At 58.4% G+C, this 24,712-nt stretch carries 23 protein-coding genes and 2 tRNA genes; 16 read left to right on the forward strand and 9 right to left on the reverse strand.

What is annotated here, in order from left to right; all coding sequences use genetic code 11:
* The first annotated feature begins 89 nt into the window (after positions 1 to 89).
* Together Q0H50_RS00145 and Q0H50_RS00150 are read left to right on the forward strand one after the other, a co-directional pair.
* Complete coding sequence (locus Q0H50_RS00145; protein ID WP_294418112.1) at positions 90 to 323, forward strand: helix-turn-helix domain-containing protein; 234 nt, start codon at positions 90 to 92, stop codon at positions 321 to 323.
* Positions 290 to 1,195 (forward strand): IS3 family transposase, encoded by a 906-nt coding sequence (locus Q0H50_RS00150; protein ID WP_294418150.1) that lies wholly within the window; start codon positions 290 to 292, stop codon positions 1,193 to 1,195. The genes Q0H50_RS00145 and Q0H50_RS00150 overlap by 34 nt, the downstream gene beginning before the upstream one ends.
* A gap of 80 nt (positions 1,196 to 1,275) precedes the next feature.
* Here Q0H50_RS00150 and Q0H50_RS00155 read toward each other — a convergent pair whose 3' ends face one another.
* The 8 genes from Q0H50_RS00155 to rpmH all read right to left on the reverse strand — a co-directional run bounded on the left by Q0H50_RS00155 (position 1,276) and on the right by rpmH (position 6,583).
* Positions 1,276 to 2,445, reverse strand: a complete 1,170-nt coding sequence (locus Q0H50_RS00155; RefSeq protein ID WP_294418113.1) for a ParB/RepB/Spo0J family partition protein — start codon at positions 2,443 to 2,445, stop codon at positions 1,276 to 1,278.
* A complete protein-coding gene (locus Q0H50_RS00160; RefSeq protein WP_366936606.1) occupies positions 2,438 to 3,187 on the reverse strand; it encodes an AAA family ATPase in 750 nt (249 codons plus the stop codon). The genes Q0H50_RS00155 and Q0H50_RS00160 overlap by 8 nt, the downstream gene beginning before the upstream one ends.
* Positions 3,188 to 3,592: 405 nt before the next feature.
* A complete protein-coding gene (gene rsmG / locus Q0H50_RS00165) occupies positions 3,593 to 4,234 on the reverse strand; it encodes a 16S rRNA (guanine(527)-N(7))-methyltransferase RsmG (RefSeq protein WP_294418115.1) in 642 nt (213 codons plus the stop codon).
* Between the two features lie 168 nt (positions 4,235 to 4,402).
* The gene (locus Q0H50_RS00170) at positions 4,403 to 4,942 is read right to left on the reverse strand and encodes a R3H domain-containing nucleic acid-binding protein (protein ID WP_042432302.1); all 540 of its coding nucleotides are present in this window, start codon (positions 4,940 to 4,942) and stop codon (positions 4,403 to 4,405) included.
* Between the two features lie 76 nt (positions 4,943 to 5,018).
* On the reverse strand, positions 5,019 to 5,810 hold the full coding sequence (locus tag Q0H50_RS00175; protein ID WP_294418116.1) for a YidC/Oxa1 family membrane protein insertase: 792 nt from the start codon (positions 5,808 to 5,810) through the stop codon (positions 5,019 to 5,021).
* Positions 5,811 to 5,864: 54 nt separating this feature from the next.
* Positions 5,865 to 6,098: a membrane protein insertion efficiency factor YidD gene (gene yidD, locus Q0H50_RS00180; protein WP_081468857.1), complete on the reverse strand. Its 234-nt coding sequence runs from the start codon at positions 6,096 to 6,098 to the stop codon at positions 5,865 to 5,867.
* 12 nt (positions 6,099 to 6,110) lie between these two features.
* Positions 6,111 to 6,437, reverse strand: coding sequence for a ribonuclease P protein component (rnpA, locus tag Q0H50_RS00185; protein WP_294418117.1), 327 nt, complete (start codon positions 6,435 to 6,437; stop codon positions 6,111 to 6,113).
* Positions 6,438 to 6,448: 11 nt separating this feature from the next.
* A complete protein-coding gene (gene rpmH / locus Q0H50_RS00190; protein ID WP_042432297.1) occupies positions 6,449 to 6,583 on the reverse strand; it encodes a 50S ribosomal protein L34 in 135 nt (44 codons plus the stop codon).
* 391 nt (positions 6,584 to 6,974) lie between these two features.
* On the opposite strand from rpmH, the gene Q0H50_RS00195 reads away from it, so the two are divergent.
* From Q0H50_RS00195 to gyrA, 8 genes are all read left to right on the forward strand, one after another.
* The gene (locus Q0H50_RS00195) at positions 6,975 to 7,202 is read left to right on the forward strand and encodes a hypothetical protein (protein WP_294418118.1); all 228 of its coding nucleotides are present in this window, start codon (positions 6,975 to 6,977) and stop codon (positions 7,200 to 7,202) included.
* A gap of 411 nt (positions 7,203 to 7,613) precedes the next feature.
* A complete protein-coding gene (locus tag Q0H50_RS00200) occupies positions 7,614 to 8,729 on the forward strand; it encodes an ATP-binding protein (RefSeq protein WP_294418119.1) in 1,116 nt (371 codons plus the stop codon).
* An 81-nt stretch (positions 8,730 to 8,810) separates the two neighbouring features.
* Positions 8,811 to 10,574 (forward strand): chromosomal replication initiator protein DnaA, encoded by a 1,764-nt coding sequence (gene dnaA, locus Q0H50_RS00205; protein ID WP_294418120.1) that lies wholly within the window; start codon positions 8,811 to 8,813, stop codon positions 10,572 to 10,574.
* 365 nt (positions 10,575 to 10,939) lie between these two features.
* Positions 10,940 to 12,040: a DNA polymerase III subunit beta gene (gene dnaN / locus Q0H50_RS00210; protein WP_294418121.1), complete on the forward strand. Its 1,101-nt coding sequence runs from the start codon at positions 10,940 to 10,942 to the stop codon at positions 12,038 to 12,040.
* 15 nt (positions 12,041 to 12,055) lie between these two features.
* Positions 12,056 to 13,180 (forward strand): DNA replication/repair protein RecF, encoded by a 1,125-nt coding sequence (gene recF / locus Q0H50_RS00215; RefSeq protein WP_294418122.1) that lies wholly within the window; start codon positions 12,056 to 12,058, stop codon positions 13,178 to 13,180.
* Positions 13,177 to 13,767: a hypothetical protein gene (locus tag Q0H50_RS00220; protein WP_294418123.1), complete on the forward strand. Its 591-nt coding sequence runs from the start codon at positions 13,177 to 13,179 to the stop codon at positions 13,765 to 13,767. Before recF ends, Q0H50_RS00220 begins: the two co-directional genes overlap by 4 nt.
* A 139-nt stretch (positions 13,768 to 13,906) precedes the next feature.
* On the forward strand, positions 13,907 to 15,868 hold the full coding sequence (gene gyrB, locus Q0H50_RS00225; protein ID WP_294418124.1) for a DNA topoisomerase (ATP-hydrolyzing) subunit B: 1,962 nt from the start codon (positions 13,907 to 13,909) through the stop codon (positions 15,866 to 15,868).
* 9 nt (positions 15,869 to 15,877) lie between these two features.
* Positions 15,878 to 18,598, forward strand: coding sequence for a DNA gyrase subunit A (gyrA, locus tag Q0H50_RS00230; protein WP_294418125.1), 2,721 nt, complete (start codon positions 15,878 to 15,880; stop codon positions 18,596 to 18,598).
* Positions 18,599 to 18,856: 258 nt separating this feature from the next.
* On the opposite strand, the gene Q0H50_RS00235 is transcribed toward gyrA, so the two are convergent.
* Positions 18,857 to 19,366, reverse strand: coding sequence for a bifunctional nuclease family protein (locus Q0H50_RS00235; protein WP_294418126.1), 510 nt, complete (start codon positions 19,364 to 19,366; stop codon positions 18,857 to 18,859).
* 205 nt (positions 19,367 to 19,571) lie between these two features.
* Here Q0H50_RS00235 and Q0H50_RS00240 point away from each other — a divergent pair.
* The 6 genes from Q0H50_RS00240 (at position 19,572) to Q0H50_RS00265 (ending at position 24,692) form a co-directional block, all read left to right on the forward strand.
* A tRNA-Ile gene (locus tag Q0H50_RS00240) sits at positions 19,572 to 19,648 on the forward strand.
* 71 nt (positions 19,649 to 19,719) lie between these two features.
* A tRNA-Ala gene (locus Q0H50_RS00245) sits at positions 19,720 to 19,795 on the forward strand.
* Positions 19,796 to 19,910: 115 nt separating this feature from the next.
* Complete coding sequence (locus Q0H50_RS00250) at positions 19,911 to 20,471, forward strand: J domain-containing protein (RefSeq protein ID WP_294418127.1); 561 nt, start codon at positions 19,911 to 19,913, stop codon at positions 20,469 to 20,471.
* 9 nt (positions 20,472 to 20,480) lie between these two features.
* Positions 20,481 to 22,292, forward strand: a complete 1,812-nt coding sequence (gene typA, locus Q0H50_RS00255) for a translational GTPase TypA (protein WP_294418128.1) — start codon at positions 20,481 to 20,483, stop codon at positions 22,290 to 22,292.
* 289 nt (positions 22,293 to 22,581) lie between these two features.
* Positions 22,582 to 23,796: a peptidylprolyl isomerase gene (locus Q0H50_RS00260; RefSeq protein ID WP_294418129.1), complete on the forward strand. Its 1,215-nt coding sequence runs from the start codon at positions 22,582 to 22,584 to the stop codon at positions 23,794 to 23,796.
* Between the two features lie 80 nt (positions 23,797 to 23,876).
* Positions 23,877 to 24,692, forward strand: coding sequence for an ATP-binding cassette domain-containing protein (locus Q0H50_RS00265; RefSeq protein ID WP_294418130.1), 816 nt, complete (start codon positions 23,877 to 23,879; stop codon positions 24,690 to 24,692).
* The last annotated feature ends 20 nt before the right edge of the window (positions 24,693 to 24,712 follow it).

Below are 24,712 nucleotides of genomic sequence, written 5' to 3' on the forward strand. Positions count from 1 at the left end.
GCGATCGGCGCAACTGCATTGGTGCCGTCGGTGTCATGCGTTGGTGTGGGTGGTGCAATTTATATTGGCATTAATACAGGCAGGACGCCATGCGCGAGTTCGGGGTCATGTCGCTGGCGCCGCTCGACCGATGGTGCAGGCTCTACCGCAAGGGCGGGGCCGAGGCGCTCAAGCCCAAGCCGAAGGGCAGGCCCAAGGGCGCGAAGGCCAAGCCGCGCGAGCTCACCCGCGAGCAGGAGCTCGAGGAGCGCTGCCGCAGGCTCGAGGCAGAGGTCGCCTACCTAAAAAAATTGCGCGCCCTGGTAGAGCGGGACGGTCTCTGACCAGGGCGAAGGCCGAAGCAGTATCAAGCTTGCGGGCCGAAGGCGCGGAGCTGCGCCACTTGCTCGAATGCTCGGGCCTCAAGAGGTCCACTTACTACTACGCGCTGTCGCACCCGGCGACGCCGACCCGCCCGGAGCTGCGGGGCGCGGTGGCCGAGATCTTCTCGCGCACGCCGAACGGCTGCGGCCACCGGCAGGTGGCCATGTGCCTGCGCGCCGAGCTGGGCGCGCGCATCGCCGACAAGACCGTGCTCAAGATGATGCGGGAGATGGGGATCCGCTGCGGCATCCGCCGCGAGACCGACCACCATAGGTACAACTCGTACAAGGGCGTCGTGGGCGAGACGTTCGAGAACGTCATAGGGCGAGACTTCTCCGCCGACGCTCCGTGGCAGAAGATGGGCACCGACGTCACGGAGTTCAAGCAGCCCTGGGGCAAGGCGTACTTCGCGCCGGTGTACGACTTCGGCAGCAAGGAGATCGTGGCGTGGTCCACATCGACCAGCCCGGACATGGCGCAGCAGCTCGCCCTGCTCGACCGGCTGCTGGCGAAGCTGCCCGAGGGGGCGACGCCGGTCCTGCACTCCGATATGGGCTGGCAGTACCAGCACGAGGCATGGACGGGCCGCCTGAGGGAGGCGAAGATAACGCAGAGCATGTCGCGCAAGGGAAACTGCCTGGACAACGGGGCGACCGAGCAGGTCTTCGGCCACATCAAGGACGAGTTCTTCCGGGGCCGGACATGGCCCGACTTCGAGTCCTTCGAATCTGATCTTGACGCCTATGTGGCGCACTGGAACACCCGAAGGCGCCAGGTTAAGCTGAAAGGACTGACCCCGGAGGAGTTCCGGAGCCAGTCCTTCGCGGCGTAGTCTCTATTTAAGCCGTCCAAGTTTTGGGATGCAGTTCAAAAACGTCGGCTCGTTTGATTTACTCGAAAACCAGCATCCCGTTATGCGAGGTTCGAAGCAAGAATACCCTTGAACAGACGCTCAAGATCATCTTCGTCTTTAAATTCGATTTCAATCTTATTCTTACCGTTGACGGACTTCACCTTTACCGGCGTATCCAAAACATCCTTAAGCGTACGGGCAACCTTTCGGTATTCCTTCGGCATCGGAGTCTTCGGCTTGGCATTCTCATTCTTTTTGCCGGAGAACAAACGCGCCAACGCCTCAGCTTCGCGAACGGACAGCTTTTCCTCCACCAGCTTACGCGTCAGGCGCTCACGGCCCTCCTTCGTGGGAATGGAGAGAATGGCGCGCGCATGGCCGGCAGTGATCTTTTCCTCGAACAGCAGCTGCTGAGCCTCCTCGGGAAGCTCCAACAGGCGCAAGGCATTCGCAACCGTGGAACGGCCCTTCGACATAGCCTGAGCAACCTCGGCCTGCGTCATGTTCAGACGTTCCATCATGCGGCGATAGCCGTACGCCTCCTCAATGGGATTAAGGTCGGAACGCTGAATGTTCTCAATGAGCGCCAACTCCAAAGCCTTGTCATCGCTAGCTTCCTTGACGCGGATAGGCACCTGCTGCAAACCTGCCAGCTTCGACGCCTGCCAACGACGCTCGCCGGCGATGATCTGATACGTACCGCCCTCAAGCGGACGCACCAGAATAGGCTGCAAAAGCCCGTCTTTCTGAATGGAAGCAGAAAGCTCCTCCAACTCCTCGCGCTTGAAATTCGTGCGAGGCTGGTCGGGATTGGGGGCGATGGCGTTGATATCGACTTCATTTACTTCGCGAGGCTGATCATCACCGTCGCTCTGTGCAGAGGCAGAAGGCACCACCGTACGCTCGACAACTTCCTGGACAGCAGGACGCGCCGCACGCTCGGCAACTCCCTTGATAGTAACCTCGACGCCGTTATCGACGATAGACTCAGGCTCCTGCTCTTCATAGGAAGAGGGGACCGTCTCACGGGCCGTCCGAGGCTCGGGAGACTTCTGCGCAGGAACGGTTTCACGAATCACTTCGCGCTCAGGCTGGGGCTGCTTTTGCTGCGGCTGATCATTGTCCACGCGTACGCGCTGCGGCTCCTCCTGAGGAATGGCCTCCTCATAGGCACCGCCCAGCAACGAGTTCAAACCACGACCAAGACCACCACGACCATTCCTAGCCACGGGCTATCACTTCCTTAGCAAGACTCATGTACGACTGAGCGCCTTTGCCCGAAGGGTCGTACAGGGTTATCGGTTGACCGAAGCTAGGAGCTTCGGAAAGTTTCACGGTACGGGGAATCAGCGTTTCGAATACCAATCGCCCGAAATAACTGCGCACTTCCTCTACCACCTGACGCGACAGCGTGGTTCGACCGTCATACATGGTCATAAGCACACCGTAGATATCTAGCGTAGGATTCAGACGAGTTTTGACACGTTTCATTGAATCAAGGAGTTTTGTCACACCTTCCAGTGCATAGAACTCGCACTGGATGGGGATAAGCAGCTTATCGGCGGCAACCAAGGCGTTAACCGTCAGCAGACCCAGAGAAGGGGGACAGTCGATGAAGATGTAATCATACTTTCCTCGAAGAGATCCGACGGCATCCTTCAGGCGGTTCTCACGCGCCATCTCGGAAACCAGCTCGACCTCAGCACCAGCAAGGTTGATGGTTGCCGGAACCAAATCCAAGCCTTCGCAGACATCGGGGATGATAACTTCCTCAACGGGAACATCATTAAGCAGCACATCGTAGATGCAATTCTGCACCTGGCTCTTCTCAACACCCAATCCGCTTGAGGAATTGCCCTGAGGATCAAGGTCTACAAGAAGAACCTGCTTACCAAGCTCACCGAGAGCAGCGGAGAGGTTGATTGCGGTAGTGGATTTACCCACACCGCCCTTCTGGTTGATGATCGCCATGATCTTCGTCTGACCGACCACGTGCTTTACCGGCTTCTTGTCGCGGTACGAGCGAATGGGCGTAGGCTCGATCTCGGGGCGAGATTCAACAGGCTGCGGCTCGGGCGCAGGTGAGCTGTGAGGGTCGCGCTCCACCACTTCGATGTGGTCGATGGCAATCTCGTCCTCAACGGTATCTTCCTGTACGCGTTGTTCCTGCTGAACCGGCTCAGCTTGCTTTTTTTCTTTCCTGAGGCCGTCGAAAAATCCCACAGGAACCCCCTTTCATGGTTTCAGACGCTAGTATACCGTGTTTCGTTTCGCGCGTATAAAAGCCCGACCCACAATGGGGGCTTTTGAACGGAAATCAACGAAACCTCGATAAGAAAAAAGCCGCCCCTACAATATCGGGAACGGCTTATATCGCTACAGCGGCTTTTTCTGAGCCAAACCGGTTCGGCGGGGAAGCTTAAGCTTCGGCTTGGCAACCTTCTCGTAGCACAAAATCCTACGACTATAGTCATCAAGCTCATAGGTCTGATTATCGACCAACTCCATGCCAACCTGCTTGCCCACAACACGAGCATGATCAAGCTCGTCTTGCTCGACAAGGGCCTTGAAGCAGATGAGGCGTCCGCCCATCTTCAGCAACGGGGAAGATAGCTCCAGCAGAATAGACAGCTTCGAGAGCGCTCGAGCGCTGATCGCCGCGAATTGCCCAGCCTGCTCGCGTCCAAGATCTTCGATGCGGCCAGCATACGTGGAAACGTTGGTAAGCCCGAGTTCCTCGATGAAGCCATCAAGAATCTGAACCTTTTTCTGAACGGAATCGACCAGCAACGTAGGCCTGCCGGTTTCAATGGCAAGCGGAATGCCAGGGTAGCCAGCACCCGTTCCGATATCAGCATAGCGACCTTCGGGACAAGCATTCAGAGCATCAAGGCCAAGCAGGGAATCCTGCACATGAAGCACCATGCCATCCTCCCAAGAAGAGATGCGCGTGATGTTCGTGGTCTTGTTGGCTTCGATAACCAACTCCAAATGTCGCTTGAGCAAGTCCTCGTGCATGAACTGTTCCTTCTGTCCTGTTGTTTCACGTGAAACATACTTTAGCCCTTCGTGCAGCATATTGGGCGCCAAGCATGTGAACCCCTTGAAAAACAAAGAGGCCGCATCCGAAGATGCGACCTCATACAGTCTTGCGATATCAGCCAGAAGCTAAACGGAAGCAACCGCTTAGAGCGGAACAACGACAACATGGCGAGCAGAACCCTCACCCTCAGACGCCGTCTCAACACGCTCATCGTCGCGGAGGGCGATGTGCACGATACGGCGCTCATAAGGAGTCATGGGGCGAAGCTTCACGCTGCGATGCTGCTTGGCGGCCTTGGCGGCGGCGTTGCGGGCGATGGACTCCAGCTTCTCGCGCTGGCGGTTCTTGTAGCCCTCCACGTCCACGATAACGGGGTAGCGGAATCCCATGGTGCGAACGGTGATAGCCGACACCAAGAACTGCAGCGCATCAAGGGTCTTACCATGACGGCCGATGAGCACGGCCAGGTCATCACCGGTGATGTCGAGGATGAGCTCGCCTTCATCGCCTTCATACTCGTCGATGGTGACCTCGCCGACATCGAAGTGCTTCAGGATATCCTGGATGGTTGCGATAGCGGTATCCGCGATGCGATCAAGATCCTCGTCGCTGATGCCGTCCTGTTCGACCTGGGCGTCTTGAGCCTCTTCTGCGGTCAATTCCACGTTCTCTTCTTCTGCCATTTGCAGCTCCTTAGAACTAAAAACCACAGTGCGCGGTGTTTCACGTGAAACACCGCGCACCATTACGTAAAATCGATTAAGCGTGCTTTTTGGAGGTATCCTTCTTCTTCGGACGCGGCTTCTTAGCCTTACGGGTGACGTCGACCTCGATCGGCTTCACCTCGATGGTCTCCTCCTTCTCCGCATCGCGCTTCTTCATGAGGCGCATGGAGATCTGCTGCTGGCACACGCCGATGATGGAGGAAACGCCCCAGAACAGAAGAACGCCAGCCGGGGAGCTCCAGCTGATCCACAGCATGAACAAGCTCATGACGCCAGCCATGATCATGGTCTGGTTGCGCTGCGGATTGTCCTTCTGGCCCATCTGCATCAAAATCATAGGCAGGAACGTTGCGCCGGCGAACACGATCATGAGGATAAGGTACGGAAGGAACGTGCCGAAGCCACCGGCAACAGCACCGGACGGCGTCATAACCAGGTTGGGAACCAGGTTGAAGAACTGGTAGCCCTCATCGGAACCCAAGTAGTTGGGCATCTCACGCAGCACCTGGAACAGAGCGATGAAGATAGGCATCTGCAGGAGCATGGGAAGGCAGCCGGCCAAGGGGTTGAACTTGGCATCAGCGTACAGCTTCTGCATTTCTTCCTGCATACGCTGCGGGTCGTTGGCGTACTTCGTCTGAATCTCCTGCATCAGAGGCTGAACCTTCTGCATCTGATAAGAAGACTTCGTCTGCTTATGCATCAGAGGGGAGATAAGCACACGGAAGATGATGGTCACGATGATGATGGCCAAGCCCCAGTCTTGGCAGAAGCCGAAGAAGAATTGGATGATGTCAAATATCCAGTTCTTGAATACTTCCCACATACTATGGTTTTCCTTCCTTTAACCGACAAAAAGCCGCCGGCCGAAGCCCCGCCCTTACGGAACGGGATCGTAGCCGTGCGGCCCTCCAGGTCGACACCGTAGAATACGTTTTACCGTCAGCCTTAAGCCCTTTGCGAAACCGTACCGCTGAAACGCGATGAGCCCGTATTCCGAGCACGTCGGGGTAAAACGGCAGCACGATGGGAACATTGGCGAGATTGCCGCCCTATAAAAGGTAATGAGAAACATAGCCACCTTGCACGGTATGCTTCCGAAACCTTTCTTCATTCCAATCAGACCCTACCGAATTCCAGCGCGTTTCAACGCTTCGTCGCATGTTTCGAGCACTTTACTATACTTAGCGCGGCAAATACCCGACTTCGCGAGAAATATCACATCGAGATTCGGGAATGGGCCGCCCAGCTCATGGCAAACCGCTCTCATTCGACGCTTTGCGCTATTACGCCATACAGCGTTACCGGATTTTTTTCCTGCAATAAAAGCAACACGACCGTGAAGGCCGTGCTGCTTCGCTGGTAACACTATGAGCGTAAGGTACGGTGTACGCAGGCGCTTTCCGCTAGAGAACAGATCGGAGATGTCCGCTTTGGACTTGATAGTCTCCAATCGAATACTCTTTACACGCAGAGACGCTTACGACCCTTAGCACGGCGAGCAGCCAGAACCTTGCGGCCGCCCTTGGTTGCCATGCGGGCACGGAAGCCGTGGCACTTGGCACGCTTACGAGTGTTAGGTTGATAGGTGCGCTTCATATCGTTTCCCTTTCATGGTTTAGAGCAACTTGTTGAGTATAACCGGAACGGCACGAGTGTCAAAAGGTTTTTACCTATATATGCCAGCCGATGCACAAGATACCCACATTATGAAAGCCCACCTGCGAAAACACAAAGTTTTCCACAACATTGACGATGTATTGCAAAACGCTGTTTTCAACAATTCATTGGGGGATGGGAATCATAGGTCGCAACATCTAGTGGCGGTATCTTTTTCGGCAATTTCAAAGTTACTAACATGCGAAAAAACAAACGGGGATATCTCCAGCGCTGACGTAAAAAGACGGGAAGTGGAAAACCAGGGCTGTTAATAAAGCGGAATCCAACAAAACAGGCATCACGGCCGATAAATGCCAGCGAAAAGCAGGAAATGCGCCCTGAAACCCGCAACAAGCGGCTGAAAAAGCGACCTTCTCCGCACCAGCCGTTTCCAACGATTGTGGAAAACGTTGAAAACTTGGAATTCATTCGAAAATCGCTGTGGAAAAACTTCGAAACCTTTGTTTTCGAGGTGCTGAAAACTGTAAGCAGGCAAGCGCTTGACCAGGCAATTAAGCGCTTGCATAGTTTTCAACACGTACCTGACCAGGCATTTTAGCGTTTCTCAAAGCGTCGTAAGGTTGCTTCTCATCGGAATGAGCAACTGACCTGGTGCTTTCCGAATCCTCCCGCCAAGCCCTCGCATTAGTTGAAAAAAGCTGCCGAAACCTGCCGGAACGATTATGAATTTCAACAATGCTGAAAACTTTTACACCGCTGTTTTTCACGGTTATTCAAGTTTTCATTCCGCTTTTCAACAATCTTTGAATAGAAAGTGGAAAACATAGGAAACCATGAGTTCATCGTTGTGAAAAACTTTCACTCAATAGTGATTTTTCCACATTCGATTCAGGAATTTGCCCAGTTGAATGGAATTCGATGGGAAAAGAGGGTACACTTTTCAAGGATTTTTCCCGAAAATGTGTAAAACTTTGGAAAACGACGAATGTGGAAAGCGGTAAAAGCGCAGATGAGCGAGCAAGAACAGCATCAGGAATCGCCTGAAAACAACGACGACGAGGGCTTCGACTTCACTCACGTGAATTCGGTTGCGCGCATCGCCCTATACGACAACTTGCTGAGCGCGCCGCGCGTCACCGAAATCCAGCCTGCTCCCACCGGCGAATTCATCGAAAGCCTGGCAACGAACGTATACCAGCAATCGCAAGCGGCGGGCGGCACCATTCCCTACACGGTTATCCGCGAGGTTTCGGAAAACTTCATACATGCACGATTCCAGGAAGCCACGGTATCCATCCTCGACCACGGATGCACCATCCGCTTCGCGGACCAGGGACCGGGCATCGCATGCAAAGACCGTGCGCAGCTGCCTGGATTCACCTCTGCCATCGAGCCTATGAAAAGCTACATCCGCGGCGTAGGATCGGGGCTTCCCATCGTGAAGGAATACCTCGACTTCACGCACGGGACCATCAGCATCGAAGATAACCTCGGCACCGGATCGGTAGTCACCATCAGCGCCAACGGCAGCAATCCGCAGCTGCCCAAGGAGTTGGAGATCGACCACGTCGAGGAGGACGAGGACGCAGAGTACTCGGAACCTTCGACGCCGCGCTATCGAATCGCCGACGAGAATCACGAACCCGCATACAATGCCCAGCCCGCATACGCTCAGCCTTCGGCTCAATATGCACCGGGATTTGCGGCCCAGCCGCCTATGCAGGCATACCAGCAGGCTCCGCAGATGGCATACGCAGCCCCGCAGCAGTTCGCGCAGCCCGGATACGCGCCGGCTGCTCAGCAGGGCTACATGCAAGCACCCGTCCAGCAACCGATGGGCTACCCCTACGGCCAGCAAATGCAGCAGCAGCAGCCGCAGATCCAGCCCGCGCCGGTGGATGCGCAGCCGATCATCGCGTCCCTGTCCCAGCGCGAAAAGGACTTCCTCGTCATCTACCTGAAAGAAGGAGTGCTAGGCGTGTCGGACGTGGTCAAACTGACCGGAGCGGCGCAATCGAGCGTGCATAACACGCTGAAAAAGCTGGAAGGTATCGGCCTTTTGAAAATGTCCGGCAAAAAGCGCATGCTCACGAACCTGGGCATCCAGGTTGCGCAGCTGCTGTAAAACACAGCGGCAATCAGTTTTCAACGAACCGAAACCGCGCAAGGCGAACACGCCTGAACGCGCATGATCGAAGGCCTGCTTATGAACACGGAAGAAATCAATCAGCTATGGGCGGAGGTATGCAGCCGCGTCAAAAGCTACGAGGGGATCATAGGCCCTCAGGTAGACGCGCTGTTCAGCCAGCTATTTCCCCAGGCCGCAAGCGACGGGTTCATGATGCTGACCGCTAATACGGAATTCATCAAGAACTACATCGAGCGCCATTACATCGACCACATCAAGCGCGCCCTCGAAGAGATTCGCGGGGTGCCTTTCGACGTGCTCATCGGCATCGACGAATCGCAGGCGCCCGCACCGCAAGCCGCGCCCGCACCGGCACCCGCACCGGCTGCGGCGGCCAATCCTGCAACCGCGCCCGCACCGACCGCGGCGCCCGCGCCCACGCTGCAACCGGCAGCGCAAACCACCGCTACGGCAGCAGCCAACCCCGCCGCACCGCAAGCTGCCGCCCCCGCAGCAACGATGCTGACAACCGAAACGCCGGCCGCGACGCCGGTCCAAACGACAGCGCAGCCCAACCCCGGCCAGCCGGCAGCCCCGGCGTCCGCCTCGGTTGCAACGCCGGCTACTGCAATGGAGCAGCAAATCACCGCCACCTCCATCGCAGCTCCCGCAAACGCACCGGAGCAGCAGGCCGCTGCGGCGCCCATCGCCAATGCCCCGCAAGAACCCGTCCCGCAGGCCATCCCGGCCGACGGCGGCGAAACCGGCCAGCCCACGCCAAACAACTCCGTCACCTCGACGCTCACGTTCGAGAACTTCGTCATCGGCGATTCGAACCGCATGGCGTACTCCATGGCCGTTTCCGTCGCCGAAACCCCGGGCAAGCCGCATCTGAACCCGCTGTTCATCTACGGAAGGTCGGGCCTAGGCAAGACGCATCTGCTCCGGGCTATCCAGAATTACATCAACAGCAACATGCCGAACCTTCAGGTGGTCTACAAGGACTCGAACGAGCTGCTCGAGGACTACATGGACGCATCCGCGGCGCATGACACCGAGAAGTCCAGCTTCAAGAACTTCAAGATGTACTACGAGGAAGCAGACGTCCTCCTTGTCGACGACGTCCAGCAGCTGCAGGGCAAGAAGCAAACGCTCGACATCATGTTCCAGATATTCAACAAGCTGACAAGTCAAGGCAAGCAGGTGGTGCTTTCCGCCGACCGCGCGCCGAAGAACATCGACATCGACGAGCGCTACAAGACGCGCTTCAACTCCGGCGGCACGTTCGATATCCAACCACCCGAGATCGAAACCAAGCTGAGCATCGTGAAAAGCTTCATCCGCGAATACGAGGATATGGAGCAATCCGGACCCATCAACATGCCCGAGGACGTCCAGGTATGCATCGCTGAAAGCTCAGGATCGAACATCCGAGAGCTGAAAAGCGCGGTGACCAACGTCATCGTCAAGATGAAGTGCGAAGAAGGCTCGGACATCACCGTGGCCGACGTGCGCAAGCTGCTGGAAAACCACTTCTCAGGCGGTCCCAGCAAAAGGCTCACCGCAGACGATATCCTGAAGGTGACGGAGGACTTCTTCAAGATCAGCCATGCCGATATCGTGGGCAAGAAAAGAACGCGTAACATCACCCACGCGCGACAAACCGCCATCTACCTGTGTCGACAGCTGCTCGACATCCCTTACGGGGACATCGGGAAGAAGTTCAACAGGGATCACTCGACCATCATGTATTCGGTAGGCAACATCGAGGCGAAGATGAAGGAGAACCGCGTAGCCCGTGAGGAGATGGAAGCGCTGAGGCAGATCATTCGCGAGCTGTAGCATGCCGCCATCAAGCAGATTCCCAATGTTTCACGTGAAACACCCCCGATGAACAGGCGTTTTAAAGGAGTTGGGGAAACATGGGGATAAACAACGCAAAACATGGCGAAAACCATCGAGTTCAAGGGGAAAGATAATGTAGTCAATAATCATGGTGGATTATGAGAACAAGCAACCCACATTCAAGGTTGAATTACTTTTCAAGCATGACATGGGGTTTTGCGAGTTCTCAACATTTCCACCGCGTTTATTATTACTACTATTCAAAAACCTATTATTAAAAGAAAAGCATTGAAGATAAATAACAACGCTGCATGAACCATCTATCATGAAGCAACGTCTTACATAAAAGGAAAGAGGAGCCAGTGAAATTCAGCATCAACCAATCGGAACTGCAGGATGCGCTTGCCGTTGTGCTCAAAGGCATTGCCACCCGTTCCACGCTGCCCATTCTTTCGGGTATCTACCTTGATGCCCATGACGACAACCTGACGCTGCAGGCAACCGACTTGGAGCTGTCCATTCAATTCACCATCCCTGCGTTGGTGGAAGAGGAGGGCCGCTCGGTATTCCCCGGCAAGCTGTTCTTCGATATCGTGAAGAACCTGCCCGATGCCGCCGTGCATGTTGAGACGGGCGAGGATTCCGCCGTCATCACGTGTGACGCCTCCTCGTTCTCCATCAAGACGCTGGATGCCGAGGATTTCCCGGGATTCCCTCATGTTGATACGCAGCAGGCCATCTCCATCCCGTTCTCTCAGTTCTCATCCATGGTCAAGCGCGTGGCTCGCGTGGTATCCAAGGATGAGAGCCGCGCCATCCTCACGGGCGTGCTGATCACGTTCGAGGGCGAAACGCTCAAGATGGTTGCAACCGACTCTTATCGCCTTGCCATCACCGAGGCGCAGCTCGGCGAGCCCGCGGCCGAGGGCTTCCAGGCCGTTATCTCCGGTTCCTTCCTGCAGGAGCTTGCTTCCCTGACGCGTACGGACGACCCGTTGACCATCGCCTTGGCTGAGAACCAGATCGTGGTCACCTATCACGACACCGTGTTCATCAACCGCCGTATCGAGGGCAATTTCCCGAACTACCGTCAGCTGCTGCCCGATTCCTATGCGACGCGCGTGCGCCTTAACGTGAGCCACCTTGTTTCCGGCGTGAAGCGTACTTCGATCCTGGGTCAGCAAAGCTCGCCGGTGAAGTTCGCCATCGACGTGGAAAGCCAGACCGTGCAGCTTTCGGCAGCCGCTCAAGATGTGGGCAGCGCTCAGGAGACGCTGGCATGCCAGGGCGAGGGCGAAAACGTCGAGATCGCCTTCAACTACGCATACGTGCTCGATGGCTTGGGCTCGGTGAACACCGACGACGTGTTCCTGGAGGTCCAGTCCGGTATGAAGCCGGGCATCTTCAAGGCAGGCGAAGGCGAGAACTTCCTGTACCTGGTCATGCCTGTGCGCATCTCCTAGCAACGAAGGCGTTGCATGAGCCTTCGTATCAAAGACGTTGCGATCGATGATTTTCGCAGCTATGAGCATTTCCGTTTGAACGATATCGGGCCCTTGACCGTATTGGTGGGGCCCAATGCCGTCGGCAAGACCAACGTCGTTGAGGGAATCCAGCTGCTGACAGCGCAAACGTCGTTCAGAAACCCCACTGGGGTGCAGCTTGTGCGCGACGGCGCCGCCTTTGCCCGCTTGCGCGCAACCGTCGCGGATGAGAACCGGTTGCTGGAGTTAGGGCTGACCATCGAGGAAGGCAAACGTCGGTTCACCCTTAACGGCAAGCAGAAGCGGACGGCGGATTTGAAGGGCGTCATCCCCTCGGTCACGTTCACTCCCGACGACCTGAACCTCGCAAAGGGGTCGGGCACTACGCGCCGCAACGCGCTCGATGCCGTGGGGTCGCAGCTCTCGCGCAATCATTATCTGATCCGTCGAGACTATGACAAGGTGCTGCGCCATAAGAACTCGTTGCTGAAAGACGAGGCGTCGCCGCTTTTGTTGGAAAGCTTGAACGACCTGATGGTCACCTGCGGCGCCCAGCTGGTGTGCTACCGCGCGGCCTTGTTCGGGAAGCTGGCGGCATCCATGGCAAGCTATTACGCCGAGATCGTGGGGAACAGGGAAAAGCTGTCGGCCCGCTATGCGCCGTCGTGGCTTGCGGAGGGCGAATGGCTTGATGCCGGCGAAACGCTCGATCGCGACGAGGTTCGCGAGCGCTTCGCCGCTGCGCTTGCGTCCTCGATGGCGCAGGAGCGCGCCAGGCATCGCGCATTGGCGGGACCTCACTCCGACCGCATCGAGTTCTTCGTCGAAGGCCGTCCAGTGGGCGTTTACGGAAGCCAGGGGCAGCAGCGCTCGGCGGTGCTCGCCTTCAAGCTGGCCGAGGTAACGCTTATCTGCGATCTTCTGGGCCAGCAACCGGTGCTGCTGCTCGACGATGTGATGAGCGAGCTCGATGAGCAGCGCCGACGCGCGCTGGTGAAGTTCGTCTCAGGGGATATCCAAACGTTCATAACCACGGCGAACCTGGCGTATTTCGACGAGGATCTGCTCGCCGCGGCGCGCGTCGTGCGCTTGCCTCTTGAGCGGAAGGAAGGTGAATGATGGCCGATCTTGGCAGCGGGCTGCAGCAATTGCTGCGAAACCTTGGCGCCGCCGGCGCCCAAGCCGCGCGTTCCCAACGCGTTGCAGAGGTGCACGTGCGTTGGAAAAACGCGGTGGAGGCCGTCTATCGCGATTCCGCGCCGCTCGTGCTCGATCATACCAACGGCATCTACATCATGAAGCCCGAGCAAGCCAACGACCCTATGGCCGCGCGCGTGCCCGCGGGCAAAACCTTGCTCGTGGTGTATTGCGATGACGCCATGATCCGCTCGGATATCGATGCCCGCCAAGAGATGCTGAAGATCCGCCTCAACGAGCAGGGCGAGCATGTGGCCCTGTTCTCCATCAAGCCTGCCCGCTTCGATATGAAGGCCCGCCACCCGTTTCGCGAAGAGGCCGCGCGCGCCGCGCAGCAGGCGGCCCAGGCCTCGCGCACCCCGGAGCCGCTTATCAGCTCCGAGGCCGCGGCCCGCTTGCGCGAGCAGGCCGCCGGCGTTGAGGACAGGCGCCTCAGGGAATCCATCCTGAAAGCCTTGGAGGCAAGTGAAAAGCCAGGGCGCTCAAAAAACGGCAAAAGTGGTCTGTAAATCGAAAATCATGCCTTAGAAGGCATCTGAAGGCCTGTAAAGGCCGTGGAGAGCCCCGGTGCCAAGACGCGTTGTGGTAGTATTACTAGGTTCCAGAACCATCCGGAATCGAAACATTCAATACTAGAGGAGCGTGTCAGTGGCAGCAAAACCTGATCATTACGACGGCTCGGACATTCAAGTCCTCGAAGGCCTTGAGCCTGTCCGCAAGCGTCCTGGCATGTATATCGGCTCCACGGGCCCGCGCGGTCTCCATCACCTGGTTTACGAGGTTGTGGACAACGCGGTCGACGAGGCTTTGGCCGGTTACTGCAGCCATATCGAGGTGACCATTCACCCCGACAACTCCATCACCGTCTCCGACGATGGCCGCGGCATCCCGGTCGACGAGCACCCTAAGGAGAAGATCCCCACGGTCGAGGTCGTTTTGACCGTGCTGCATGCCGGCGGCAAGTTCGGCGGCGAGGGATACAAGGTGTCCGGCGGCCTGCACGGCGTCGGCGTGTCGGTCGTGAACGCGCTGTCCACGCGCGTGCAGGTGAACGTGCGCCGTGACGGCAAGGAATACCAGATCGCCTTTGAGCAGGGCAAAACCTGCGAGAAGCTGCACGAGGTGGGCACGTCCGACCATACCGGCACCACGGTGACCTTCTGGCCCGACCCCGAGATCTTCACCGAGACCACCATCTACGACTACAGCGTGCTTGCCGCCCGTTTCCGCGAGATGGCCTTCCTGAACAAGGGCCTGAAGATCACGCTGGCCGACGAGCGCGCCAACTCGAGCCTCATCGTGTCGGATGCCTCGCCCGAGCCGCATAGCGACGTCTTCCAGTACGAAGGCGGCATCATCGACTTCGTGACCTACCTCAACGAGGGTCGCGAAACGCTGAACAAGCCCATCTACTTCGAGGCCGAAAGCGTCGACGGCACGGTCGAGGTGGCCATGCAGTGGTCCACGTCGTTCTCCGCGAACTCCGTCATGGCCTTCGCTAACAATATCAACACGCATGAGGGCGGTACGCACCTCGACGGCTTCAAACAGGCCGTCACGCGTACCATCAACGAGTATGCGCGCAGCAAGGGCATCTTGAAGGAGAAGGATAACAACCTCTCCGGCGACGATACGCGCGAGGGTTTGGCCGCGGTCATCTCTGTGAAGCTGCACGACCCGCAGTTCGAGGGCCAGACGAAGACGAAGCTCGGCAACTCCGAGATCCGTCCGCTCGTCCAAAACGCCGTCACGCAGGGTTTGGCCGAGTACCTGGAGGAGAACCCCGCCCCGGCCAAGCGCATCATCGGCAAGGCGACGCAGGCCCTGAAGGCCCGCGAGGCTGCCCGCAAGGCCCGCGAGATGACGCGCCGCAAGGGCGTGCTCGACTCGTTCGCCCTGCCGGGCAAGCTGGCGGACTGCTCGTCTAAAAAGCCCGAAGAGTCCGAAATCTTCATTGTAGAGGGCGATTCCGCAGGTGGCAGCGCCAAGCAGGCGCGCGACCGAAAGACCCAGGCCATCCTGCCGCTGCGCGGCAAGATCCTCAACGTCGAGCGTGCAGGCTTGCATCGCGCCCTTTCCAGCGACACCATCAGCTCGCTTATCACGGCCATCGGCACGAACATCGGCGAGGATTTCGACGCCGATCAGGCGCGTTACCAACGCATCATCATCATGACCGATGCCGACGTCGACGGCGCGCACATCCGCATCTTGCTGCTGACGTTCTTCTATCGCTACATGCCCGAGCTCATTAATCGCGGCTATGTCTATATCGCATGCCCGCCCATCTTCGGCGTGAAGAAGAAGAACACCCGCTCCACGAAGATCGAGCGCTACATCTACGACGAGAACAGCCTGAGCCGCGAGCTCGAGGAAATGGGCGGTTCCGAGAAGTTCGACGTGCAGCGCTACAAGGGCCTGGGCGAGATGGATCCCGAGCAGCTGTGGGAAACCACCATGGAGCCTGCCACCCGCACGCTTCTGCAGGTGAGCATCGACGATGCCGCCGAGGCCGAGCGCACGGTCAGCGAGCTTATGGGCGACCAGGTCGAGCCGCGCAAGGAATTCATCCAGAAGCACGCTCGCGACGTTAGATTCTTGGACATCTAGGAGAGTTGAATGGCAGATAACACTGACAACCGCGATGGTCAGGGCGGCGAGGAGCTTCCCGACGACCTGAAGCGCTTGGTCGATGCCGCCGAGGAAGATGCGGCCGACGCCGGCGAGCAGGACGAGCCCGGCCACACGGTGACGTCGGGTCCGGTGTCCGAAGAGGACAAGGCCCGTTCGCTTATCGATATGTCCACCATCGCCAACCCCCACGGCTCCATCATCGAGGATGCCAACGGCGGCGAGGGCACCACGGTCCGCGCGGCGTATCTGGGCAAGGAAATGGCTTCGTCGTTCCTGGAATACTCCATGAGCGTCATCGTCAGCCGCGCCCTGCCCGATGTGCGCGACGGCTTGAAGCCGGTTCATCGCCGCATCCTGTACGCCATGAACGAGTCCGGCTATACGCCGAACCGCCCGCATATGAAGTCGGCCCGTACCGTCGGCGACGTTATCGGCAAGTATCACCCGCACGGTGACTCTGCCGTCTACGACGCAATGGTGCGCTTGGCCCAGCCGTTCAGCATGCGCGTGCCGCTGATCGACGGCCACGGCAACTTCGGCTCCATCGACGGCGACTCGGCCGCAGCAATGCGTTACACCGAGGCGCGCCTGGGCAAGGCCGCCATGGAGCTTTTGCGCGACCTCGACAAGGAAACGGTCGACTTCCAGCCCAACTACGATGAAAGCTTGGAGGAGCCCACGGTCCTGCCCGCGCGCTTCCCCAGCTTGCTGGTCAACGGCTCCAACGGTATCGCCGTCGGCATGGCCACCAACATCCCGCCGCATAACCTGGGCGAGACCATCGATGCCACGTGCATGATGCTCGACAACCCCGAGGTCTCCACCGCCGAGCTCATGACGGCCCTTCCCGGCCCGGATTTCCCGACCGGCGGCATCATCATGGGCAAGAAGGGCATCCTGGATGCCTATGAGACGGGTCGCGGCAGCCTCACCGTGCGCGCGAAGTGCAAGATCGAAGAGGGCAAGAACGGCAAAAGCTCCATCGTGGTCACGGAGATCCCGTACCAGGTGAACCGTCAGCGCCTGCTCGAGAAGCTCGGCGAGCTGGTTCGCGAGAAGAAGCTTCCCGAGATCTCGAACATCCACGACGGCGCCGACCGCCACGGCATCGACATCATCATCGAGCTGAAGAAGGACGCCATCCCGCAGGTGGTGCTCAATAAGCTGTACAAGCACACGCAGCTGCAGGTTGGCTTCGGCGTCATCATGCTGGCGCTCGTCGATGGCGTGCCCCGCGTGCTCTCTCTGAAAGAGACGCTGCACTACTACATCGCCCACCAGGAAGACGTCATCGTGCGTCGTACGCGCTACGAGCTCTCGAAAGCCGAGGAGCGCGCCCATATCCTGGAAGGCTATGTGGTTGCCCTCGACCACATCGATGAGGTCATCAGCATCATCCGCTCCTCGCAAACCGACAAGGAGGCGGCGGCTCGCCTGACCGAGCGCTTCGGCCTGACCGACAAGCAGACCACCGCCATCCTGGAGATGCGCCTGCGCCGTCTGACCGGCTTGGAGCGCGAAAAGATCGAGTCCGAGTTGGAAGAGCTGCGCGAGAAGATCGCGTACTACAACCGCGTGCTCTCCGACCCTCAGCTGGTGCGCGACATCATCAAGGAGGAGCTGCAGGAGATCAAGAAGAAGTTCGCCACTCCTCGCAAAACGCAGCTCTCCGATGCTGCCAAGGACCTGGACGTCGAAGACCTCATCGCCGAGGAGAGCATGGTGGTCACGGTCACGAAGGCCGGCTACGTCAAGCGCCTGCCCGTTGCCACGTACCGTCAGCAGAAGCGCGGCGGCAAGGGCATGCAGGCGGTGAACCTGAAGGACAACGACTACGTCGAGCATCTGTTCGTCGCTTCCACGCACTCCTTCATGCTGTTCTTCTCCACGAAGGGAAAGGTATACCGCCTGAAGGTTTACGAGCTGCCCGAGGCGTCCCGCCACGCGCGCGGCACGGCCATCGTGAACCTGTTGCCGCTTGAGAAGGGCGAGACCATCAGCGCGGTCATCGCGACGAAGGACTTCCCGACTGACGAATACCTCATGTTCGCTACCGAGCACGGCATGGTGAAGAAGACGTCCATGGAGCAGTACGACCGTACGCGCCGCGACGGCCTTATCGCCATCAACCTCAAAGACGGCGACCGCCTTATCAGCGTGCGCCGCGTGGCTCAGGGCGAGAACGTCATCATGGTGTCGTCGGCCGGCAAAGCCATCATGTGGCCCGAGGATGAAGTGCGTGCCATGGGCCGCGGCACCATGGGCGTGCGCGGCATGAACGCGCCGGCCGATGCCAAGGTGCTCGGTATGGAGATCGCGCGCCCCGATACCGACCTCTTCGTCATCACCGAGAAGGGCTACGGCAAGCGCACGCCCATCTCCGAGTACCCGTCGCACCATCGCGGAGGCCAAGGCGTCTTCACCATCACCATGACGGAGAAGAAGGGCTTGTTGGCTGCCATGAAGATCGTCGGTGCCGACGACGAGATCATGATTATGTCCGAGGAGGGCGTCGTGGTACGCACTCCCGTCGAGGGCATCTCCGAGCTCGGCCGCTCCACGCAGGGCGTCCGCGTCATGAACGTGGCCGAAGAAGACCGTGTGACCGCGGTTGCGATCGCTGCGCATGGCAAGAAGAAGAGCGCCGCAAACGCCGATGGCACTGAAGAGCTGGATGAGTCGTCCATCGACGCGATGGAAGAGTAGCCAGCTTCCGGCATGTATGAACGATTAAGAAAGCCGCTCCGTAAGGGGCGGCTTTCTTGCTGTATGGGCATGTTGCGGTACGGCAGCATGAGATGTTTCACGTGAAACATCTCAATAGGGAAAGGTGAGGTTGGGTTGGCTGACCGCGGGGCGTGGCCCTGCGGGTATGGTAATCAGCTCAGTGCTACAGGGAAGAGTGCGGTTGAGCTGGTCGATCACGTGGCGTGTTGGTCTGCGGATACGGCGGTCGCTGCAGTGCTACGAGAAGTCCTTTGGGTCAAGGTCCTCCAGGAACGAGCGGAACTCCTCAAGTTCCGCTTCGGCGGACTCGTCCTCGATGGGCTTTCGAGCGATATAAGGGTATGAGGCGCGTTCTAAGACGTCCTCGTTGATATAGAGCGGGGCATCTTCGCGCAACGCCAGAGAGAGCGCGTCACTGGGGCGGGCGTCGAGCTCGATGAGTCTTCCGTGTTGGCGCAACGTCAGCTTCGCGAAGAACAGCGATCCCTTCACCTTGTCGATAAGGACGTGGTCGACGCTTGCGTCGAGGTTGGTGAGGGCGTCGAGCAGCAGGTCGTGCGTGGTGGGGCGTGCAACCTTGGTATGCGTGACGGCCAAGTGCAGCTGAGCGGCTTCGGCAGCGCCCACCATAATGGGCACGATACGCGATACGTCGGGCACGGGGCTTTCCTCGATAGGCTGCAGCACAAGGATGGAAGGACCCGGTGCGCTTCCGATAATGATCTTTTGCACGGCGATGGGAACCAAGCTTGCTCCTAACTATAAGCGAATCGCTTATATATTTTATTGAGCCCTTCAGAAGCCTCTTCATAAGGGATTATACGCGTGAATACGTCTCTGACCTGCGGTTTCTTTTGTAAAACGGCAGTAGGAAAAAATTTTCCTAAAAGTTGAAAATTCTTCTTGACCATTCTTGGAAACCCTGGTTATAATAAACGAGCACTTTTCGAAGGGGCCCGTAGCTCAGTTGGTTAGAGCGCACGCCTGATAAGCGTGAGGTCGCTGGTTCAAATCCATTCGGGCCCACCAGTATTTGCGATAAACGCTCCACCGTGAGCCGAGTTTGCCGGTGGAGCGTTTATTATTGTAAAGTGCGAGTTGGGGGTTTAGCTCAGCTGGGAGAGCGCGGGCTTTGCAAGCCTGAGGTCAGGGGTTCGATCCCCCTAACCTCCACCATTTGAGATTATTTGCAGGTCCGGAAACGGGCCTGCAATTTTTTTGTCCGCAGGTCCGTTAACGGGCCTGCTTTCGTATCGGGGTAGGAAACGGTCGAGCTGGTAAGCGAGGTGTCATGAACCGTCTGGAAGCATTGCGCGCCCTAGGGTTGGACGAGGACGCAACCGACGAGGATATCAAGACCGCTTATCGCGAAACGGCCCAGATCCTTCACCCCGACCGTTTCGCCACCAATAAGAAGCTGCAGGACCGCGCAACCGAGCAGTTCAAAAACCTGCAGGAAGCCTACGACTTCCTAACGTCGTCCAAAGGCCGCAGGAAAGCAGGCGGCGCGTCAGCCTCGGCGCGTTCAACGCGCGCGGCCTATGACGACGTCGATGCCCGCCTGGCCGGCATATCCGCGGCTCGGACGCAGCTGGTGCGCCAGCGCGATGCCGTGTATGACGAACGCCGCAACGGCCTGGGCATGGCTGCCATCGGCGGCCTTGTGGCCTTGTTCTGCGGTCGCCGCCCTTTCGGGTTGTTCGGTGTGGTTGCCGCCATTGCCTCGACTGCAGCTATTTGGGGAATTGTCCAGGTGGTATCATCGCAACGTTCCATCAACACGCTTACCGAGCATATTGACGAATTGAATAGGGAAGAGCGCAAGATCGCGCAAGAAACTGAAGAGGAGTAGCACACCCGTATGAAGCAAGAAGGCCTTCGCAACGTTGCCATCATCGCGCACGTCGACCATGGTAAGACCACGCTGGTCGACCGCCTGCTGTGGTCGTCCCACGTGTTCCGCGAGAACCAGGAAGTGCAGGAGCGCGTCTTGGACTCCAACGATCAGGAGCGCGAGCGCGGCATCACCATCCTGTCCAAGAACATCTCCATCCACTATAAGGGCGTCAAGATCAACGTCATCGACACGCCCGGCCATGCCGACTTCGGCGGCGAGGTGGAGCGCGTGCTGAACATGGCAGACGGCGCCCTGCTCATCGTCGACGCTTATGAGGGCCCCAAGCCTCAGACGCGCTTCGTGCTCTCCCATGCCCTTGAGCGCGGTCTGCGCATCGTGGTCGTCGTGAACAAGATCGACCGCCCCAACGCCGATCCCGAAGGCGCTGTTGACAAGGTGTTCGACCTGATGGTCGAGCTGGGCGCTTCCGACGAGCAGCTTGACTTCCCCGTGGTGTACGCTTCCGCGGTCAACGGCTATGCCCGCCTGGAGCCCGAAGACGGCAACATGGACATGATTCCGCTGCTCGACACCATCGTCAACGAGATCCCGTGCCCCGAGGTGGACGCCGAGGGTCCGGTGGCCCTGCAGGTCTGCACCGTCGATCATAGCAGCTACGAGGGCCGTATTGGCGTCGGCCGCCTGCATAGCGGCACCCTGCACGAGAAGGAGCAGGTGCTGGTGGTGCAGCCTGACGGCAACCAGTACAACGCCACCATCCGCAAGGTCTACACCTTCGAGAACCTGGGCAAGACCGAGGTTCCCGAGGCCCACGCCGGCGACATCGTGGCAGTGATCGGCATCGAGGCCGCAGATATCGGAGACGTCATCACCGACCCCGAGAACCCGGTGGAGATGGAGCCCATCGCCGTCGAGGAGCCCACCATGGCGGTCGTGTTCGAGGCTTCCACCAGCCCGCTGGTCGGCCGCGAAGGCGACATCGTCGGCGCCCGTCAGCTCAAGGAGCGCCTCATGCGCGAGAAGGAGAGCAACATCTCCATGCGCATCGACGAGACCGAGGACAAGTCCGGCGTCCGCGTCGCCGGCCGCGGCGTTCTGCATCTGTCCGTCCTCATGGAGACCATGCGCCGCGAAGGCTTCGAGTTCCAGGTTGGCCGCCCGCAGGTCGTGTACAAGACCGACGAGCACGGCAACAAGCTCGAGCCGATCGAGGAAGCAACCGTCGATGTGCCGAACGACTACTCCGGCAAGGCCATCGAGGTCATGGGCACCGCCGGCGGCATCATGGAGGACATGTTCTCCGATGAGAGCATGACGCACCTGACGTTCAGCATCCCATCCCGCGGCACCATGGGTCTGAAGACCCGCATCCTCAACGCAACGCACGGCGAGGCGGTGCTGTTCCATCACTTCCGCGAGTACGGCCCGTATTCCGGCGAGATGGACGGCCGTAAGAACGGCAGCATGATCGCCATGGCAACCGACAAGGCCGTCGCTTACGCGCTGGATACCCTGCAGCAGCGTGGCCGCCTGTTCGTCAAGCCCGGCGACGAGTGCTACGAGGGCATGATCGTCGGCGAGTCCGCCAAGGAAGGCGACATGGTGGTCAACGTGTCCAAGACGAAGAACCTGGGCAACCAGCGTTCCTCCACTGCGGACAAGGCCATCCAGCTGACGCCCCCGATCACCTTCACGCTCGAAGAGGCGCTGGAGTACATCGAGGACGATGAGATGGTGGAGGTCACCCCCGAGTCCATCCGCCTGCGCAAGCGCATCCTGAGCACCATCGAGCGCAAGAAGGCGAACAAGAAATAGCGCAAAAAGGTCGATTCCGAATCGACTTCAAATGCAAGCATGGGTTTAATGGGGCGCCGGCAAGGCGCAGCAGAACCAGCTTGAAACCTCAAAGGCGGCCTTCGGGCCGCCTTTTTCTATGGGAACTAACTCGAATGTTGTAGGAAAGCCCAGCTCCTGTGAAACCTGCATGGGCATATTGTGCTGGTAGAAAGGCGAATTCCGCCGTGTGGGAAAATACGCTCGAGGCATTCGATTCGACCGTGGGACGCGTCTGTCCAGCGGTTTCATGCGTTTGAGGAAGGGTTTTATGAAGGCATCTCGCATTATCTCAACGGTTTGCGCGATGGGTCTTTCGGCGGCGTGCGTCATGGGCGTTGCCGGCTGCTCCAGCAATAACCAGAACTCCGGCTCGGGTGCGGTGGCCGCCACCATCAACGGCACCGATATCTACGAGGACACGGTTACCGACTACATCCAAAGCGTCCGTGAGCAGCAGGGTCTGACCGATGAGGATTCCTGGGGCAACTACCTGGCGCAGATGGGAACCGACCCGGCGGGCGTGCGCGAGCAGATCATCAACACGTACGTCACGCGTGAGCTTATCAACTCCGGCGCCGAGGAAAAGGGCATTACCGTTGACAGCTCCGAGGTTGACAGCTACGTCGACAAGATGAAGTCCAATTACGACAGCGATGAGAAATGGCAGTCCGCTCTCGAGCAGGCCGGCATGAACGAGGACGAGTATCGTTCCGAGATAGAGCTGCAGCTGAAGGCCAAGGAGCTCTACAACACCTTCACCTCCACCGACGAGCCCTCCAGCGACGATATGCTCCAGTATGCGCAGATGTACGCCAGCGCTTATGACGGGGCTAAGCGTTCCAGCCATATCCTGTTCGATTCCGACGATGAGGCAACCGCTCAGGACGTGCTGAACAAGATCAACTCCGGCGAGCTCGACTTCGCTGAGGCTGCCAAGCAGTACTCCAAGGACACGGGCTCCAAGGACGCCGGCGGCGATGTGGGTTGGGATAAGACCTCCTCGTTTGTGCAGGAGTACACCGATGCCCTGAGCGGCCTTGAGAAGGACCAGGTCAGCGGTTTGGTTACCAGCAGCTATGGCATCCATATCATCAAGTGCACCGACGTGTACAACGCTCCGAAGGAGAAGGCCGACGATGGTACCGAGACGGTGAAGATCACCAGCCTCGACCAGATTCCCTCCGAGTGGCAGGAGACCATCAAGGAGTCGCTGCAGTCCCAGGGCCAGACCACGAACTACCAGAACTGGCTGAAGGAGAAGAAGGAATCTTCCGACCTTAAGATCAACGACATGCCTTCAGGCCTGCCCTACGACGTTGATATGTCGAAGTATCAGACCGAAGACCCCAACAGCGCCGACAACGCCGATACCAACGTTTCGGCTGCTGAATCGACGGACGGCGACGCCTCCGCCAGCACCGAAGGCTCCGCTGACAACTCCGCCAGCGCTGCCGACTCCGAGGAAAAGTCTTCGGCAAACTAGCCTGCAAGGGCGTGTGAAGCAAGATAAGAAGGGAACCCGTTTCAACGGGTTCCCTTCTTCGTTTGGTAAGGAATGGGTTTATGAGCGAGGAAAACGCCGAATCGCAGCTGTTGTTCGAACTTAACGATGCCGAGGTGGTGCGAGCGGGTCGCACCATCCTGCATGTTGACAAGTTCTCGCTTGCCAAAGGGGAGAACATTGCGCTTCTGGGGCCGAACGGCGCCGGCAAATCGACGTTCGTGAAGCTTATCACCAGGGAAGTGATGCCGCTGTATCGCGAGCAGCCCCCGGTGAAGTTCAACGGCAATCCGCGCGCAACGCTGGTTGATGTGCGCAAAACGCTGGGAATCGTGTCATCCACCATGCAGGCGCAGATCAACGTTCACCTGCCGGCTGTGGACATCGTGGAAGGCGGCCTGTTCGGAACGCTCGGCCTTCCGCGTCACGTCCATCCGGATGACCGTACGCATGCGAAGGCGCTTGAGGCCATGGAGATGCTGGGTGTGGCGAAGCTTGCCGACCAGGATATTATGACCATGTCGAGCGGCCAGGCTCGCCGTGTGCTGTTTGCCCGCGCCCTCGTGCACGATCCGAGCACCCTGCTGCTTGACGAGCCGTGCACGGGCCTGGACCCGGAAGGCATGTATTACGTGCGTTCGAGCATGCGCGACCTTGCAAGGGCAGGTAAGGGTATCGTGCTGATCACCCATTATCCGGAGGATATCATCCCCGAGATCAAGCGTTTGGTCCTGGTCAAAGAGGGAAAGTTGTTCGCCGATGGCACGAAAGAGGATATGCTGACCGACCAGATGATGAGCTCGCTGTTCGATGTGCCGCTGCAGGTTGCGAAAAATGGCAAAAACAATGAGTATTTTTCTCTTGTGAGTTCGTATTAAATGGTGTAGAATACTTAACC

The sequence above is a fragment of the uncultured Senegalimassilia sp. genome (genome assembly GCF_934632265.1).
Taxonomy (GTDB): domain Bacteria; phylum Actinomycetota; class Coriobacteriia; order Coriobacteriales; family Eggerthellaceae; genus Senegalimassilia.

What these genes read in the sequence shown, in the direction of transcription:
- dnaA (WP_294418120.1), top strand. Translation starts at nt 8,811, where the DNA reads ATGAACACGGAAGAAATCAATCAGCTATGGGCGGAGGTATGCAGCCGC.
- Q0H50_RS00195 (WP_294418118.1), top strand. Translation starts at nt 6,975, where the DNA reads ATGCGCCCTGAAACCCGCAACAAGCGGCTGAAAAAGCGACCTTCTCCG.
- rsmG (WP_294418115.1), bottom strand. Translation starts at nt 4,234, where the DNA reads ATGCACGAGGACTTGCTCAAGCGACATTTGGAGTTGGTTATCGAAGCC.
- typA (WP_294418128.1), top strand. Translation starts at nt 20,481, where the DNA reads ATGAAGCAAGAAGGCCTTCGCAACGTTGCCATCATCGCGCACGTCGAC.
- Q0H50_RS00265 (WP_294418130.1), top strand. Translation starts at nt 23,877, where the DNA reads ATGAGCGAGGAAAACGCCGAATCGCAGCTGTTGTTCGAACTTAACGAT.
- gyrA (WP_294418125.1), top strand. Translation starts at nt 15,878, where the DNA reads ATGGCAGATAACACTGACAACCGCGATGGTCAGGGCGGCGAGGAGCTT.
- Q0H50_RS00160 (WP_366936606.1), bottom strand. Translation starts at nt 3,187, where the DNA reads ATGGCGATCATCAACCAGAAGGGCGGTGTGGGTAAATCCACTACCGCA.
- Q0H50_RS00175 (WP_294418116.1), bottom strand. Translation starts at nt 5,810, where the DNA reads ATGTGGGAAGTATTCAAGAACTGGATATTTGACATCATCCAATTCTTC.
- Q0H50_RS00250 (WP_294418127.1), top strand. Translation starts at nt 19,911, where the DNA reads ATGAACCGTCTGGAAGCATTGCGCGCCCTAGGGTTGGACGAGGACGCA.
- Q0H50_RS00170 (WP_042432302.1), bottom strand. Translation starts at nt 4,942, where the DNA reads ATGGCAGAAGAAGAGAACGTGGAATTGACCGCAGAAGAGGCTCAAGAC.
- yidD (WP_081468857.1), bottom strand. Translation starts at nt 6,098, where the DNA reads ATGAAGAAAGGTTTCGGAAGCATACCGTGCAAGGTGGCTATGTTTCTC.
- Q0H50_RS00260 (WP_294418129.1), top strand. Translation starts at nt 22,582, where the DNA reads ATGAAGGCATCTCGCATTATCTCAACGGTTTGCGCGATGGGTCTTTCG.
- recF (WP_294418122.1), top strand. Translation starts at nt 12,056, where the DNA reads ATGAGCCTTCGTATCAAAGACGTTGCGATCGATGATTTTCGCAGCTAT.
- Q0H50_RS00220 (WP_294418123.1), top strand. Translation starts at nt 13,177, where the DNA reads ATGATGGCCGATCTTGGCAGCGGGCTGCAGCAATTGCTGCGAAACCTT.
- Q0H50_RS00200 (WP_294418119.1), top strand. Translation starts at nt 7,614, where the DNA reads ATGAGCGAGCAAGAACAGCATCAGGAATCGCCTGAAAACAACGACGAC.
- rpmH (WP_042432297.1), bottom strand. Translation starts at nt 6,583, where the DNA reads ATGAAGCGCACCTATCAACCTAACACTCGTAAGCGTGCCAAGTGCCAC.
- Q0H50_RS00145 (WP_294418112.1), top strand. Translation starts at nt 90, where the DNA reads ATGCGCGAGTTCGGGGTCATGTCGCTGGCGCCGCTCGACCGATGGTGC.